A 14,170-nucleotide genomic window follows, 5' to 3' on the forward strand; every position below is an offset into this window, starting at 1 on the left:
ACTAGCCCTCGCCCGAGGCAGCATCTTTCCGGCCTACCGGATCGCGACGCGCGCTGCGTTCGCCGACACGCCGCTTCTGGCGGGGTTTGCAAAAGTGTCGACCGATATCAGACTTGCCGGCCTGCCCGAGGCCAGCCTTGTGCGCCAGAACCAGGTTCTTCAAGGCATCGAGCGATACTGCGGCTAGCTTGCGCTCACCGACCAGTGCCTCCTCAATGATGGTCTGCAGGCAGCGGTTCTCCATGGCGTAGTGCTCCATGTCCTCGATCGAGAGCTGGTCTTGACCAGCGTTTAGTGCCGCCTCGACCACGGCATCCAACCACACCTTGAGGATGCCAACGCAGCCGGCCGATTTGAGGTAGAAATATTCGAACTGCTCCGTCAGATCCGGAACCTGCGCGAATGGCATATGCGCGCCGAAGGTCTGCAACGCACTGCCGAACGCGGTGCAATCGTCTGCATCATCCAGCCGATAGCGCGGCAGATGGATGATCCGCGAGCGGCGTACCAGTTGCGCCGACTGGTCGCGAATCTCCAGCAGGTCGTAGGTACCGACCAGGATGATCGTCACCCCCGTCTCGATCGCGAGCGACTTGATGACCTCAAACCGCCGGCGTAGCTCCTTGGGGTTGCAGCCGACGACTATTTGGTTTGCCTCGTCAATGATGAGCACGTGGGCACTACGATGCTGCAGTGCGACTTCGATAGTGCGCTCATAGCCGCCGGTCGTCAGGCGGTTCTTTGCCATATGGAACGGCGCTTCGCTGAGGCGGCCAGGATCGCCGCCAAAGTCGAGCTTCAGCTGTGGATTCGTCTGGTCCAGCCGGCATAGCAAGCGGATATAGAAGTCGCGCCAGTCGAACCCTTGCGACCCCGTCGTCACCGCCGACAGTCGCACGACGGGAATCATGCCCGGCGAGTATCGGCGATTCGGCTCGAAGTGATTTGCCACCTCGCGTTCCAGTCGCGCAGCGAGCGTGGTTTTGCCGACACCCGTCGGGCCGGTGACGATGACAATGTCCGGTCCCGTTTCGCTGAGAATGGCGTCGAGCGTATCCTGCAGCGCCATATCCAGGCGTGCGTGCAGGATTGTCTTGTCGAGGAAGTAGGTGAGTTTTTGGCTGGGAGTGCCCGCCATCACAGAGGCGGGAACTTGGGTGTGGGTGTACGCCATGATTAGAAGTCTTCGCATTGATGGTAGGTTTCGCGGGGTGCGGGAGGCAGTGCGGAAAGGTCGGCAACGGGCATCTCAGATTCGAGCTCGTGCGCCAGATTCGCATCGCGTTCTTCGCGGAGCCGCCGTTCGTCGTCGTACAGGTTGCGGAAGAATGCCGCCCGTTGGTCAGCACGGATTTCCCGGTGCTTCCCGTCCTTCAGCATGAGCCCACGCAAAGCCGCGGAAGCAAGTCGCACTTCGCGTTCAGTACGATAGGCATAGAGCGGCGCATCATGAGCTCTACACTGCTGCCACTCGCCATCGACATAGGCATAGAGCACCGCCATGTTCAGCGGGTCATACCGGACGGCGACCTCGGTGTTCTCATGCCTCGGCGCGCGGAATGCCTCGCACCAGTAGTACTCGCCGTAGTGCTTCACTCCCTTGCCGGGATACACGTTGCGTTGTGGCCGGGACTTTGGCGCCGGCAGGCAACTGAGAATGAATGCGGCGTCATAGGGGATGCGAACATGCTCGCGAGCACCGAACTCCGCAACGCCGGCGTCGAACACCTCATTCGGCGTCGCCTGCAAGCCGCCATGCGGTGAGATGTGATAAACGTTCTCGAACCAATCATCCAGCGTGCGTTCGATCGCATCGAGCGTCCAGATAGCGAGCCGCCGCGGATCGTGCGTACGACTGCACTTGCGCACGCACTGCAGGATAAGCGTGTTGCCCTGCAAGACATGGATCAAACCTTTATTGGTCGCACCGAACAGACGCTCCATCACTGAGCCAAAATGCCCTTCAGCAGGCGGGCGCGTCTTCTTCTGCATCTCGAAAAAGGCCAGCAGGATCTCGAAATAGCTCCCCGAAAACTCCTTGCCGCCATCCGTGATGATTTTCGAGGGCAACCTGCCGTGACGGCGCACACACTCCCGTATGACCATCATGCAGCTTACGGCGCTAGGCGAGTCGAAGCTGAGGTAATAGGCAAGCACCTTGCGTGAATAGCCGTCAATCAATGCTGTCAGCCACACGCGCCCAATGACGGTGCCCAATGTCTCGTCGACCAGCTGGAGATCCAACGGCGTGTGGTCGATATGTGCAACGTCAAATGGGTAGGCACCATGAGGCAAGAACCCACGCTGCTCAGTCCACACCCAAGGCTTAGAGTCGTACGCCATACGGTGTCCGTCAAACCGAAGCGCATCCTCATGGACACCTACGTGATGCTTGCGCCATACGGCGACCGTCTTTGCACTAGGGACCGGTAACCCTTTGGCAAGGCATCGCCCCCGGATATCGCCGTAAATATCTACCTTGGTTCTGCGCGTACCCCGATCGCGCTCTTCGCGCTCAACGTCGGCGATGACTTCAAAAACCTGCTCAGGGAATCGCGGCGTGCGGTTGCCTCGCGACATGAAGTCCGGGATCAGGCCCAGCGCGCCAACACCAACTGCCACCTCCGCCTGGCGGAACTTCGCCGCGTAGCTGCGCATTGTGCGGGCACAACGTGATACCGCCACACCACGACGATATTCGTTGAACTGCCGGATCCAAATGTGGGCTTCAGCAGTGGCGCGAACACATGCGCGCCGTACGATGTTTTCCCGTATGTGGGCGGCAACGTTGTTCGTGAGAGCGGCTCCAACAAGCTTCCCATCGTGGGCAAGCTGTTCGATGCTTTCCACGTCGAGGCGCACGGGCTTGCCGCTTGCAGATACCAGCGTCACCTGCGCTCCCGCCACCACGGCCACCGTGTAGGCAGTACCCTCCCAAGACAAGGGTTCGCCGGCCTCAAGAGTAAAAGGCGATGTGCATGGCACAGTCAGCTTCGCTTGATTGCCATCGCTCTCCGCAAAAGTGGCCGCCAATTGATCGCGATAGACCCGGGCAAATTCGTCCATCAGCGGCCGAGCCGACAGATCGACGTAAACCTCGCCTGCGACGATCACCTTGTAGACCGCGTCCGCGGTCAAACCAGCATCCGCCGCGATCAATTCATGCAAGGGCATCCAAGCAGAGCTTTCAAACAGTCGCTGGACGATACTGCGCTCATCATCACTTGGCGGCGGACAATCCGCCCGCATGTAGTCGGCCAAGAAATCGAGATTCCGAAGCAAATTCCAGTCGAAGCAACCCGACGGACAAATCATGTAACCCAGACCGAACTGTGAGGCGAACGCCTCGCCGGGCGGGCTGATCCACTTGCCGTCGCGCTTCGCGTAGCGCTCTGGCTTCTCTATGTGCAGCTTTGCAAGCTCTTCATCGGTTTTACATTCAACCCAACCGACGAAGGCGTCAGAGACCAGAAAAAAGTCGGGCGTATGCGCATATGCGACTGAGCGGACGCCGTTGTGGTAGGCCAGCTTCAGTGGTTCGGGCTGATCGTAGAACTCGTGGACAGCCGCGTCGTACTCCCAGGTGTAGATGGCTGCTAGCTCGTTCGTATGACTCTCGGCCTGGATGATGCGGCCCATTTTCCGCGAGGGATATCGGCAGGTCATGCTGCCCCTCCCTGGCCTTACTCGCCGACTCGGCTCGCTGCCTCGAATACGCATGACGATTGCGCGCGCTTCCAAGGACAGCTGGTGGCGCTCCAGAAAGGCTGCCAGTTCCTGTTCATTCAGCATGGCGGCATCCTCTTTGCGAAGGACGCGGGCGGCGACTGGGCCGCCACGCTGGCACGCTGGGCGCGGTATGTTGCGGTATCGGCAACCGCCACTGGATAGTACGCCGACGCAGCACGCTGCTGGCATCGACTGAGGGGGTATCGTTTTTCATGGACGATCTCCTGCTTCGCCGGCATACCTTGGATGGGTAGCCGACGCTGGTTTGAGAAATCGCGGGACGAACGATGCCACACCGACGACAAAAAACTGCCGGCCGGAGTTGACATAGCATGCTGGGGAGACGAAACTGGAAGTGAGCAAAGGTCAGTCACCAATGCGTCGTACCAGAAAGCCCATGAGCCGCTAACTCTTGGGCTTTCGTCTTTTCAGCGTCACGCGTTTTGCATATTGGATGATCAAAAATTGCCTAGTGTGTCTGCGCCTCACCTCCCGTGATCAGTGTTGCCTTTAACATTGAATCCGGCTGGTCTTACCGCTTGATAGCCGGCTCACCTGCCCACCTATCTTCATTATTTCCCGCCTATGTCGGCACCCAATAGCTTTTCGGTTCTTGCAGCAGTACGCTCGGCAACCCAAGCCTGAACTACGACCGGGTCCCAACGTCTTGTTCTCCCTATCAGGTAGTGGGCCGGTGCCTGGCCATCGGCAATCAGCGTTTCGAGGGTTCGCTTCGAAACGTTGAGCAGCTCGGCCAGTTGCCGCGCCGTCAGGTGTGTGTGTGATTGCATCATGAGCCCAAGTTGTTGCAGGTCAGTGCAGTTTGACGGCGCGCCGTTGGCAACTCAATGCCAACTAAAAACATATATTGTTAAACTAGAGATAATTTTCTCTCTTATTTTCAATGCAATACGCTTAACATGGCCTTATACAGACCACCCCATTTGTAGAAAAATTACCGCCTGAGTCGTGCCAGAACCTCTTAAGTCACCCCTGCAAGATGCTCCCCTGCTGCGGGAAGCGAAGGCCATGGTGGTGGCAAGGCGGCCATGGCTCACCAAAGACCTGCTTTCCCTAGAAGCCGGCAAAGTGGTCATCACAGGGCTCTACCACCTCATGTGGTCGTCGACGCACGCCAATAGCGCGAAAAAACGGCTCGATAAAGCTGCAACGTATGACCCTAGGCAGGTCTGCCACCTTCCACACCGTCTTGGGAGTTCCGATTTTTCAACCGAAGTTGAGGTACTTGGCAGGGCGCTGCTCAGCCTCCCGGAAAGCCGCCGAAACTTAGGCATGTCAGCGAAGCAATTCCTGTCGCAGCATGAAAGAAACGACGTACACGGCAGTTGTTTCGTTCCTCTGCCTGGCATGGCACCACCCGACTTGGCCAAGTCGGCGTATGCGTACCTATTTGATAAAGCAGCTCCCGCAGCGCCGGTAGATGGTGATACGGTAGCCGCTCTTGCATGGCTGGGTTTATCGTTCTTGGGACTTGCCCGAATGACGCTGTGCCGGTTTTGCCCACGATGGGCATTTCCTGGAACTGGCGTCTGCCCCGCGCATAGTCAGGCTGTTGTTACCGACGGCACCGCTTCCGAGAAAGCCGCCCGCTTCCGATTTGCCCGCCAAGTTGGTGAGCATTACAACTACTATCAGCGCGATATCCCGAAATTTGTACCTATCAGCAACGAGAATGTATGCGCGTACATATCGCGCCTGCTGTGGTCCACCGTGCTACCAGACGAGGAAAGAACCGCTCGGGCAATCAAAGCGCAAATCCGGCGAAGTGTCCTTCTACAGGACTGGGTTGGTGGAGATTTCAGCAACTTGAAAAGCCAGCATTTATACATCCGCCTGCGTCAAACCATTGATCCTTTCGAGTACCGCCCGCGGGTCTGGCGTTGGAAGCTTCAACGGTTGAGATTATGGCTGACGTATGCCGATATGGTGCAGTGCCAACCGCGAAAGAAGTCTAGACGTACGCGCGACCGCATTCGGACTGCGAGTGAACTTGAGTCACTAGGCTATACCCAATCCGAGATTGCCAAGGAGCTTGGTATTACGCCGGCCGCAGTTTCACTCTGGCTAAAGAGATCGGGCCACAGCACCTTTGAGGCATTGCTTCGTTCGGTAAATGAGGAGCAGCTTCAGTACACCTTGCGTAGTGTCCAAGCGTTTGAAGCAAAGCTTCTGGCTGGCTACAGGCCAAACTTTTCTGGAGTACGTCGCTAATCGTTGCTCCTGCACAGCGCTTCCTGGGGGAGCGCATTTTTGCTACCCAGAACAAGCTACCAAAGCCGTTGGATATCAGGGTTGGTGAGCACTCGATGGTTGTAACGGAGCTTGCCAATTGGCTACTGAAGCGGTCATGCAACCTGAACTTCCCTAGCAACGCTCTCAGGATCTCATCACTTGGCGCCAACACCCCGGACAAGTTGGGCAATCTCGCGGCGATCGCCAGTCCGGCGGAATCGTAATCGGGCGCGGACCAAACAGGACGACCATAACCTTCAAGAAAGCGATGAGCAGCACTAGTCGTTGAATTTGAGGAACCGCCGCGCCACATGATCAGCGGGTTACTGGAGACACGACTGATATCAACCTGAAGGTCATCGATGCGCTCAAAGGTCTCCCAATTCTCAACGAGAACCACTTCGTCATGCTGAAGGTTATCGATAGCCTGCTGATATCCCCATTCCAGATTGGCGCCCAGAGGAAGGAGCAGGGAACCTCCACACACCATCAATGGCTTTTCTTGGATAGACGGGCTGCGTGACGACGATAGCCCGACCGTGCGACCTGCAAGACCTTGCAGATCGGCTCGACCCCAAAGGTCTCCCGGTGTACGTCGACAAAGTTCCTAAGGATTTGAGTCAGCAGTCGAGCCCCACCTAAACAAAAAACGCGCTGGCCAGCTTAAGAATCTCGTAGGCACGGCACAACTCCTTTACTTCGCGTTCCGACTCCTTGAGCAGCCGTAGCTCGGCTGGGTACCCTGCCCTGGCGGGCTGTTTGGCAATCTGCCGTTTCCTTGATCGCTATCAGCTCGCTCCTTCGTGATGACTGCCACAATGCAAGCATTCCATCTCACCAGCAGGCTTGCCATGCTAAATCTCGGAAACAGCGCCGCGCCTGGGTTTGACGACCCCATTGCTTTGCTGATTGCCTGCCACGACAAGGTGCGGCGGTTTGCAGCGCTCAGCCTGCGGCTGGATCAGCATTTGCAGCAAAAGGGGCAGGATAGCGAGGCGGCCAGTGCCGCCAGCAATATCCTGCGCTACTTCGACATAGCTGCGCCGTTGCACCATGCCGATGAAGAGGAGGACTTGTTCCCTGCCCTACGGCAACTGGACGATGCCGGGCTGAACACCGCCATGGCCAAGCTGGAGGCAGAACATGATGAACTGGCTGCATTATGGCGTGCGGTGCGCCCCTGGCTGGAGACTGTTGCCCAGCAAGGTCTGCCGGTTCGGCCGGTAGAGCTGGATGCTTTTGCGCAGCGCTACCCTGCGCATGCGCAGAGAGAAGAAGACGAGATTTACCCTGCCGCGCACCAGTTAAGCGCCCAGGTGCTGGCGCAAATGGGTGAACGGATGCGGGCACGCCGGGAGTATGCGGCATGAGCCTGACTGTATTTACTGTCTCGCCACAGCCGTCGTCCTGGCGCCGTCTGTTGCAGGTGCCGCATCGGCTCTATTTCAGCGCTGGCGTGCTGGCCATGCTGGGCCTGGCCGCCTGGTGGATGCTGCGCCTGCTCGTGCCTGGCAATGGGGGCTACCCTGCCATGCTGGTGCATGCACTGCTGATGCCCTTGGGTATTTTTCCGTTATTCATGCTGGGTTTTATCTTTACGGCCGGGCCGCGCTGGCTGAATGTCGAGCCGGTGGGCGGCCATGCGCCTGTTGCGATGGCTTATCTGCTTGGCCTGCTATTGGCGCTGCTGGGCTTCGCCCGAGGCGGGAGCTGGCCCGCCGTTGGCTTGCTGTTGATGCAACTGAGCTGGAGCATTGCCACCTTGCGCTGGTTGCAATGCATCAACAAGAGCACCGCACAGGACAAGCGCCATGCGGTACGGTTGTTTTGGGCCATGGCAGCCGGGGCAATGGCCTTGATGCTGGCATTGCTGTGGGTGCGCTCAGGCGAGGGGGTATTGTGGTGGTGGTGCCGGCAGCTGAGTCTCTGGGGCTTTCTGCTGCCGGTATTCTTGATTGTTTCGCACCGGATGATTCCCTTCTTCACCCAGTCGGTGCTGCCTGAGCGTACGCCGTGGCGCCCCAATTACCTATTGGATGGGTGGCTGCTGCTGTGCCTGGCGCTGGTGCCGGCCGGCCTGTTGGGCTGGCCACTGCTTGAGGCTGCACTGGCCCTGTGCCTGTCGGCCAGCCTGGCCTATACCAGTTGGCGCTGGGGTTTGTGGGCAAGCCTGGGCAATCGCCTGCTGGCCATGCTGCACCTTTCGTTTGCCTGGCTGGCGCCGGCCTTGCTGTTACAGGGCCTGGCCGCCTTAGGCGTGCCTGTGGGGGCGGCCCCCGCCCATGCGCTCGGCATGGGCTTTTGCTGCACCATGCTGGTGGGGTTTGTCACGCGTGTCAGCCTGGGTCATGGCGGCCAGCAGTTGCAGGCAGACAATCTCTATTGGGCCATCTACCTGGGTCTGCATGCAGTGGCTTTGCTGAGGGTGCTGGTGGCGGTGCTTGCCTGGCCTTCGGCCTGGTTGCACCTGGCCTCGGCAAGCTGGCTATTGCTGATGCTGGCATGGGCTTGTCGGGTATTGCCGATCTACTGGCGCGCCAGGGCTGACGGCAAGCCAGGCTGAGCGCTAAGAGCCTGTTCAAAGGATTGTTCCGTAGTTGCGCTGCGTCCACGGCGCTACTCGTTGCCGGCCCTATGGGGCCGGTTTTTTTGGCTGACGAGCCGGGGTCTTGATCCTGGTCAAGTGTTTCAAATAAGCCCGGCAACACCCTGCAAAAACACAATATCTAGTGCCAAACTGGCTGCATGACTACTAGATGGAGTGTTTATGTCGATCCTGCAGGTAATGAAGCGTGATGGCCGGCTTGTTGAGTTCGATGAGCGCAAGATTGCCGCTGCCATTGCGGCGGCGGGGCAGGCAACCGGCGAGTTCGACAAGTCGGTGGCAGATCTGCTTTGCCGGCATGTCTGTCAGAATCTGGCTGGGCAGCCCTGCCCTTCCATCGAGACCATACAGAATACGGTAGAAGAGGCGCTGGTGGCGTCTGGCTGCTGGCGCACTGCCCGTGCCTATATAGTCTACCGCGAACAGCATGCCCGCCTGCGCTCCTTGCAACATACCCTGGTGGATGTTGAAAGCGCCATGGAGGAGTATCTGGATCAGCGCGACTGGCGGGTCAATGCCAATGCCAACCAGGGCTATAGCCTGGGTGGGCTGATACTCAATGTTGCCGGCAAGGTGACGGCCAACTACTGGCTTAACCATGTCTATAGCCCCGAGGCGGGCCGCGCCCACCGCGAAGGGGATTTGCACATACACGATCTCGATATGCTGAGCGGCTACTGCGCAGGCTGGTCTTTGCGGCAGCTGCTTACCGAGGGTTTCAATGGTGTACCCGGCAAGGTAGAGGCCACACCCCCCAAGCATATGTCGGCCGCCATAGGCCAGATTGTCAATTTTCTGGGTACGCTGCAAAACGAATGGGCGGGGGCGCAGGCCTTCTCCAGTTTCGATACCTATATGGCGCCCTTTATCCGCCGCGACGCTATGCGCTACTGCGAGGTGAAACAGGCCATGCAGGAGCTGGTCTACAACCTCAATGTACCGAGTCGCTGGGGCACCCAGACACCATTTACCAACCTGACTTTCGACTGGACCTGCCCGGCCGACCTGCGCGAGCAGATACCGTATGTAGGCGGTGAGGAAATGCCGTTCAGCTACGGCGATCTGCAGGCTGAAATGGACATGATCAATCGGGCCTACATCGAGGTGATGATGGCCGGGGATGCCAAGGGACGTGCGTTTACCTTCCCCATACCCACCTACAACATCACTCCGGATTTCGATTGGGATCACCCCAATACCGCCTTGTTGTTCGAGATGACGGCCAAGTACGGCCTGCCCTACTTCCAGAACTTCCTGAACTCGGATCTGGAGCCGCACATGGTGCGATCCATGTGCTGCCGCCTGCAGCTGGATCTGCGGGAGCTATTGAAGCGCGGCAACGGCCTGTTCGGCTCGGCCGAGCAGACGGGATCGGTCGGCGTGGTCACCGTCAACTGCGCTCGATTGGGTTATCTGCATGCTGGCGACGAACGTGGCCTGCTGCTGGCGCTGGACAGGCTACTGGAACTGGGCCGCGATGTGCTGGAGGTAAAGCGCAAGGTGGTGCAGCGCTATATAGACCAGGGTCTGTATCCCTACACCAAGCGTTATCTGGGCACCCTGCGCAATCATTTCAGCACACTGGGGGTGAATGGCATCAATGAGATGATCCGTAACTTCAGCCGGGATGCTTACGACATCACTTCGCCGCAGGGCCATGGCATGGCGCTGCAATTGCTGGACCATGTACGCAGCCGCATGACAGAGTTTCAGGAAGAAACGGGCCATCTGTACAACCTGGAGGCCACGCCGGCCGAGGGCACCACCTACCGCTTTGCACGAGAGGATAGGAAGCGCTGGCCGCAGATACTGCAGGCGGGTACGGCGGAGCAGCCGTACTACACCAACTCAAGCCAACTTCCGGTCGGCTATACCGACGATCCGTTTACCGCACTGGCCATGCAGGAGGCCCTGCAAAGCCGCTACACCGGCGGCACGGTCCTGCATCTCTACATGAACGAGGCGGTATCGAGCGCAGAGGCTTGCAAGCGCCTGGTGCAGCGATCTCTGGGGCAGTTCCGCCTGCCCTATGTGACGATCACCCCAACCTTTTCCATCTGCCCCAAGCATGGCTACCTCAGCGGCCATCATGAGTTTTGCCCCAAGTGCGATGCAGCCCTGCTGGCACGCACAGAAGCCTGTTGTACCTGATCCATCACCCAAGGAGAACACATGAACAACGCAGTCGCAGAACGTACTCAAACCACCCTGGACGAACAACAGCGTACCCGCTGCGAAGTCTGGACCCGTGTAATGGGCTATCACCGTCCAGTCAGCTCGTTCAATACCGGCAAGCAAGGGGAGTTCCATGAACGCCGCTTCTTCACCGAACAACAGCCTGGATAGGGCCATCGGCCTGTTTCATCAGGTGGCTCCCGGGCCGGCTCTGGTCGGCCCGGAGGAGCCCGCCGTGGCGGGGCTGGTGCCCTTCTCCAGTGTGGATTGGCCGGGGCATCTCAGTGCCGTGGTATTTATCGGCGGCTGTCCCTGGCGATGTGGCTATTGCCATAACCCGCACCTGCAGAGCCGTCGTGCCCAATATCACTGGCCGGCACTCTGCAGCTGGCTGGAAACCCGCCGCGGCTTGCTGGATGCCGTGGTGTTTTCGGGGGGCGAGCCGCTATCGGAACGTATGCTGCCGCAGATGATCGCGGCAGTCAGAACCATGGGTTTCAAGGTGGCGTTGCATACGGCAGGTATTTACCCGAACCGGCTGGCGGAAATACTGCCTGATCTGAACTGGGTGGGGCTGGATATCAAGACCCACGCCAAGGGCCATGATGCGCTGACCGGGCGTGAGCGCAGCCACGCGCCGGCGGCCGCCAGCCTTGAGTTGATGCTGGAGTCGGGCGTCCCCTTCGAGTGCCGCACCACCTGGAGCCCGGCTTGGCTGAGTGAGGCCGAGCTGCTGGCCCTGGCGCAGGATCTGGCAGCGCGTGGCGTGGTGCAGTATGCCGTGCAGAACTACCGCGTCAAACCCGATATTGCGCCGACTGCCTGGCTGAGTACGGCTGCCAGGCAGCAACTGCAGAGCTGGTTCCGCTGCTTCGAATACCGCTGACGGGTGGCGACCCTGCCCAATCAGACTAGCTCTTCTGGCGGATTCCGACGGATACCCGGCGGGCTTAGCATGAGGGCATTCTCACCGGCTTGAACAGGTACATCATGGCCATCAAACTCGACATCGAAGCCCTGCTGGCGCATCTGCCCCTGTTTCGTAGCCTGGACAAGACCCAACTGGTGCTGATGGCCCAGGCCAGCCAGGAAGTACGGGTCGCCAAGCATGGCTTCGTGTTTCATCGCGGCGATGCAGCCAGCGGGCTGTATGTGGTTGCCGTGGGCGGGATCAAGCTGGCCATACCGTCAGCCAATGGTCAGGAGAAGGTCATTGAATTCTTCAGCCCTGGCCAAGCCTTTGGCGAGGCGGTCATGTTTCTGGACAAGCCCTATATGGTGCAGGCGCAGGCGCTGGAGGACACGCTGCTGCTGTGGATAGACAAGCAGGACATCTATGCTGCCATAGACCGAGACCCCTCCTTTGCCCGGCGCATGCTGGCCGGCCTGTCGCTACGCCTGCATGCGCTGGTGCAGGATATAGAAACCGTCAACCTGCAGAACGCCTCGCAGCGGGTCATCAGCTACTTGCTCAAGCAGCCGCGCGAGGCAGAGCATGTGCAGTTCCCATTCAACAAGAATGTGATTGCCTCCAAGCTGGGGCTCACCCCCGAGACCCTGTCACGCCTGCTGCACCAACTCAACAGCAAGGGCTATATCGCCGTCGATGGGCGGGATGTGCATATCCTGGATGTGCCGGGGATGGAAGCGCAGCTCTACGGGCGTTGATGGTCCGCCCAAGCGGGCCATTATTGCGCCACATTAAAAAGCAAGCGATTGATTGGTAACGATTTATTCGATTACACCACCCTATCCACTTGATCAAGCTCAAGGCGGCAGGTGCGCGCGCAGCTTAGGCTGGCGCCACTACTCAACCGGGGCAATCAATGATGTGGTTCAACTCATTCAAGCTGGCAGGCCGCGAACTGCTACCCATAGTGCAAGGCGGCATGGGCGTGGGCATCTCAGCTCATCGGCTGGCTGGTGCCGTGGCGGCGCAGAATGCGCTGGGCACCATAGCCAGCGTGGATCTACGTCATCACCATCCCGATCTCTTGGCGGCTACGCATCGCTGCCGCGATCACGCGCTTATTGATCAGGCCAACCTGACTGCACTGGACAGGGAGATACAAGCGGCACGCAGGCTGGCCCAAGGCAAGGGCGCCATTGCAGTCAATGTCATGAAGGCTGTACGCGAGCATCCGGCTTTGGTCAGGCAGGCTTGTGAAAGCGGCGCCGATGCAATCGTGATGGGCGCCGGCTTGCCGCTGGACCTACCCGAAATGACTGCCGACTATCCCAAGGTAGCCTTGATCCCCATCCTGTCGGACGCCCGTGGCGTGGGTATCGTGCTGAAAAAATGGCTGAAGAAAGGCCGGCGGGCTGATGCGGTGGTGATAGAACACCCTGGATACGCCGGTGGCCACCTGGGTGCGGCAAAGCTGGCCGAGCTGCGCGACGAGCGCTTTGATTTCGAGCGGGTGCTGGCTGAATGCCATGCCCTGTTTCAATCCCTGGCACTGGGCAAGGATGCCCCCAGGCTGATTGTGGCAGGTGGCGTGGATAGCCACGAGAAGGTACGGCGCTGGCTGTCGAGTGGTGCCGATGCGGTACAGCTGGGCACGGCCTTTGCCGTGAGCGAGGAAGGCGATGCCCATCTGAACTTCAAGCAGACACTGGCGGATGCCGATCCAGCTGAGCTGGTTGAATTTGTCAGCGTTGCCGGCCTGCCCGCCAGGGCCGTGGCCACACCCTGGCTCAAGCAGTATCTGCGCCGCGAAGCCAGCCTGCAGGCCAGCGCCCGCGCCGATGCACGTCGCTGTACCCAGCGCATGGATTGCCTGAGCCAATGTGGCTTGCGTGACGGCATCAGCCGCATAGGCCAGTTCTGCATCGACCTCAAGCTGGCGGCTGCGGTGCGTGGCGAGGTCGACAAGGGCCTGTTTTTCCGGGGAGCCAGCAAGCTGCCCTTTGGGCAGGCCATCCGGCCGGTCAGCGAGTTGATCGACTACCTGCTGCATGGGCGCTATCCGGCTGCCATCGGCCAGCCGGCCTGAATACGGTTTGCTTGTCCTTGCTCAAGGCGGCGGCCAGCGCCGCTCATTACCATCAGCGCATCCCAACCACTCGATGGAGACCATCATGTCCGGCATCGTCTGCGAGCAGACTTTTCTATTCGACGCACGTGGCGTCGCCAAGCGCTTCCGCCACGCCGCCATCTTTGGTGCACTGGAAGCCTTGCGCGAAGGCGAGACCATGCGCTTCGTCAACGACCACGATCCCCTGCCCTTGCTACAGCAAATAGGCCAACGCTACCGGGATCAGGTACGTGTGCATTATGTCGATCACGATGCAGCTCATGTCGTCATCGACTTTTCGGTTCATCCGGCCGAGCAGCAACGCTCGGAAGGTGGCTGTGGCAGTAATGGTGGCGGTTGCGGCTGCAGTGGGTCGTAGTGGAATGTGCCC

General features: G+C 59.3%; 10 protein-coding genes, 3 pseudogenes and 1 other annotated feature. Of the genes and pseudogenes, 8 read left to right on the forward strand and 5 right to left on the reverse strand.

The features are described from left to right. Position 1: 1 nt before the first annotated feature. From QWZ03_RS06395 to QWZ03_RS06405, 3 genes are all read right to left on the reverse strand, one after another. On the reverse strand, positions 2-1,174 hold the full coding sequence (locus QWZ03_RS06395) for an AAA family ATPase (protein ID WP_290331953.1): 1,173 nt from the start codon (positions 1,172-1,174) through the stop codon (positions 2-4). Positions 1,175-1,176: 2 nt separating this feature from the next. Further along, positions 1,177-3,792: a TnsB C-terminal domain-containing protein gene (locus QWZ03_RS06400; protein WP_290331954.1), complete on the reverse strand. Its 2,616-nt coding sequence runs from the start codon at positions 3,790-3,792 to the stop codon at positions 1,177-1,179. Positions 3,793-4,301: 509 nt separating this feature from the next. Further along, the gene (locus QWZ03_RS06405; RefSeq protein WP_290331955.1) at positions 4,302-4,523 is read right to left on the reverse strand and encodes a helix-turn-helix transcriptional regulator; all 222 of its coding nucleotides are present in this window, start codon (positions 4,521-4,523) and stop codon (positions 4,302-4,304) included. Between the two features lie 175 nt (positions 4,524-4,698). Between QWZ03_RS06405 and QWZ03_RS06410 the strand changes: the two genes are divergently transcribed. Beyond that, complete coding sequence (locus QWZ03_RS06410; RefSeq protein WP_290331956.1) at positions 4,699-5,961, forward strand: helix-turn-helix domain-containing protein; 1,263 nt, start codon at positions 4,699-4,701, stop codon at positions 5,959-5,961. A 127-nt stretch (positions 5,962-6,088) separates the two neighbouring features. Here QWZ03_RS06410 and QWZ03_RS21060 read toward each other — a convergent pair. Next, a pseudogene (locus QWZ03_RS21060) lies at positions 6,089-6,472 on the reverse strand (DUF7281 domain-containing protein); the annotation flags it as partial. A 20-nt stretch (positions 6,473-6,492) separates the two neighbouring features. Beyond that, positions 6,493-6,716 (reverse strand): annotated as a pseudogene (locus QWZ03_RS06415) (IS3 family transposase); the annotation flags it as partial. Next, positions 6,520-6,636, reverse strand: a sequence feature (AL1L pseudoknot). (Overlaps the previous pseudogene by 117 nt.) A gap of 117 nt (positions 6,717-6,833) precedes the next feature. On the opposite strand from QWZ03_RS06415, the gene QWZ03_RS06420 reads away from it, so the two are divergent. The 7 genes and pseudogenes from QWZ03_RS06420 to QWZ03_RS06450 all read left to right on the forward strand — a co-directional run bounded on the left by QWZ03_RS06420 (position 6,834) and on the right by QWZ03_RS06450 (position 14,158). Beyond that, positions 6,834-7,352, forward strand: a complete 519-nt coding sequence (locus tag QWZ03_RS06420; RefSeq protein WP_290331957.1) for a hemerythrin domain-containing protein — start codon at positions 6,834-6,836, stop codon at positions 7,350-7,352. After that, positions 7,349-8,545, forward strand: coding sequence for an NnrS family protein (locus QWZ03_RS06425; protein ID WP_290331958.1), 1,197 nt, complete (start codon positions 7,349-7,351; stop codon positions 8,543-8,545). The genes QWZ03_RS06420 and QWZ03_RS06425 overlap by 4 nt, the downstream gene beginning before the upstream one ends. Positions 8,546-8,767: 222 nt before the next feature. Then, positions 8,768-10,933 (forward strand): annotated as a pseudogene (locus QWZ03_RS06430) (ribonucleoside triphosphate reductase). Continuing rightward, positions 10,896-11,648, forward strand: coding sequence for an anaerobic ribonucleoside-triphosphate reductase activating protein (locus QWZ03_RS06435; RefSeq protein WP_290331959.1), 753 nt, complete (start codon positions 10,896-10,898; stop codon positions 11,646-11,648). Before QWZ03_RS06430 ends, QWZ03_RS06435 begins: the two are co-directional and overlap by 38 nt. Before the next feature lie 104 nt (positions 11,649-11,752). Further along, positions 11,753-12,430, forward strand: coding sequence for a Crp/Fnr family transcriptional regulator (locus QWZ03_RS06440; protein ID WP_290331960.1), 678 nt, complete (start codon positions 11,753-11,755; stop codon positions 12,428-12,430). 161 nt (positions 12,431-12,591) lie between these two features. Beyond that, positions 12,592-13,758, forward strand: a complete 1,167-nt coding sequence (locus tag QWZ03_RS06445) for an NAD(P)H-dependent flavin oxidoreductase (RefSeq protein WP_308447529.1) — start codon at positions 12,592-12,594, stop codon at positions 13,756-13,758. 85 nt (positions 13,759-13,843) lie between these two features. Further along, a complete protein-coding gene (locus QWZ03_RS06450; RefSeq protein WP_308447524.1) occupies positions 13,844-14,158 on the forward strand; it encodes a DUF2249 domain-containing protein in 315 nt (104 codons plus the stop codon). The last annotated feature ends 12 nt before the right edge of the window (positions 14,159-14,170 follow it).

The organism is Chitinimonas viridis, assembly GCF_030409555.1.
GTDB lineage: Bacteria > Pseudomonadota > Gammaproteobacteria > Burkholderiales > Chitinimonadaceae > Chitinimonas > Chitinimonas viridis.

What these genes read in the sequence shown, in the direction of transcription:
- QWZ03_RS06395 (WP_290331953.1), bottom strand. Translation starts at nt 1,174, where the DNA reads ATGGCGTACACCCACACCCAAGTTCCCGCCTCTGTGATGGCGGGCACT.
- QWZ03_RS06405 (WP_290331955.1), bottom strand. Translation starts at nt 4,523, where the DNA reads ATGATGCAATCACACACACACCTGACGGCGCGGCAACTGGCCGAGCTG.
- QWZ03_RS06425 (WP_290331958.1), top strand. Translation starts at nt 7,349, where the DNA reads ATGAGCCTGACTGTATTTACTGTCTCGCCACAGCCGTCGTCCTGGCGC.
- QWZ03_RS06450 (WP_308447524.1), top strand. Translation starts at nt 13,844, where the DNA reads ATGTCCGGCATCGTCTGCGAGCAGACTTTTCTATTCGACGCACGTGGC.
- QWZ03_RS06400 (WP_290331954.1), bottom strand. Translation starts at nt 3,792, where the DNA reads ATGCTGAATGAACAGGAACTGGCAGCCTTTCTGGAGCGCCACCAGCTG.
- QWZ03_RS06440 (WP_290331960.1), top strand. Translation starts at nt 11,753, where the DNA reads ATGGCCATCAAACTCGACATCGAAGCCCTGCTGGCGCATCTGCCCCTG.
- QWZ03_RS06445 (WP_308447529.1), top strand. Translation starts at nt 12,592, where the DNA reads ATGTGGTTCAACTCATTCAAGCTGGCAGGCCGCGAACTGCTACCCATA.
- QWZ03_RS06420 (WP_290331957.1), top strand. Translation starts at nt 6,834, where the DNA reads ATGCTAAATCTCGGAAACAGCGCCGCGCCTGGGTTTGACGACCCCATT.
- QWZ03_RS06435 (WP_290331959.1), top strand. Translation starts at nt 10,896, where the DNA reads ATGAACGCCGCTTCTTCACCGAACAACAGCCTGGATAGGGCCATCGGC.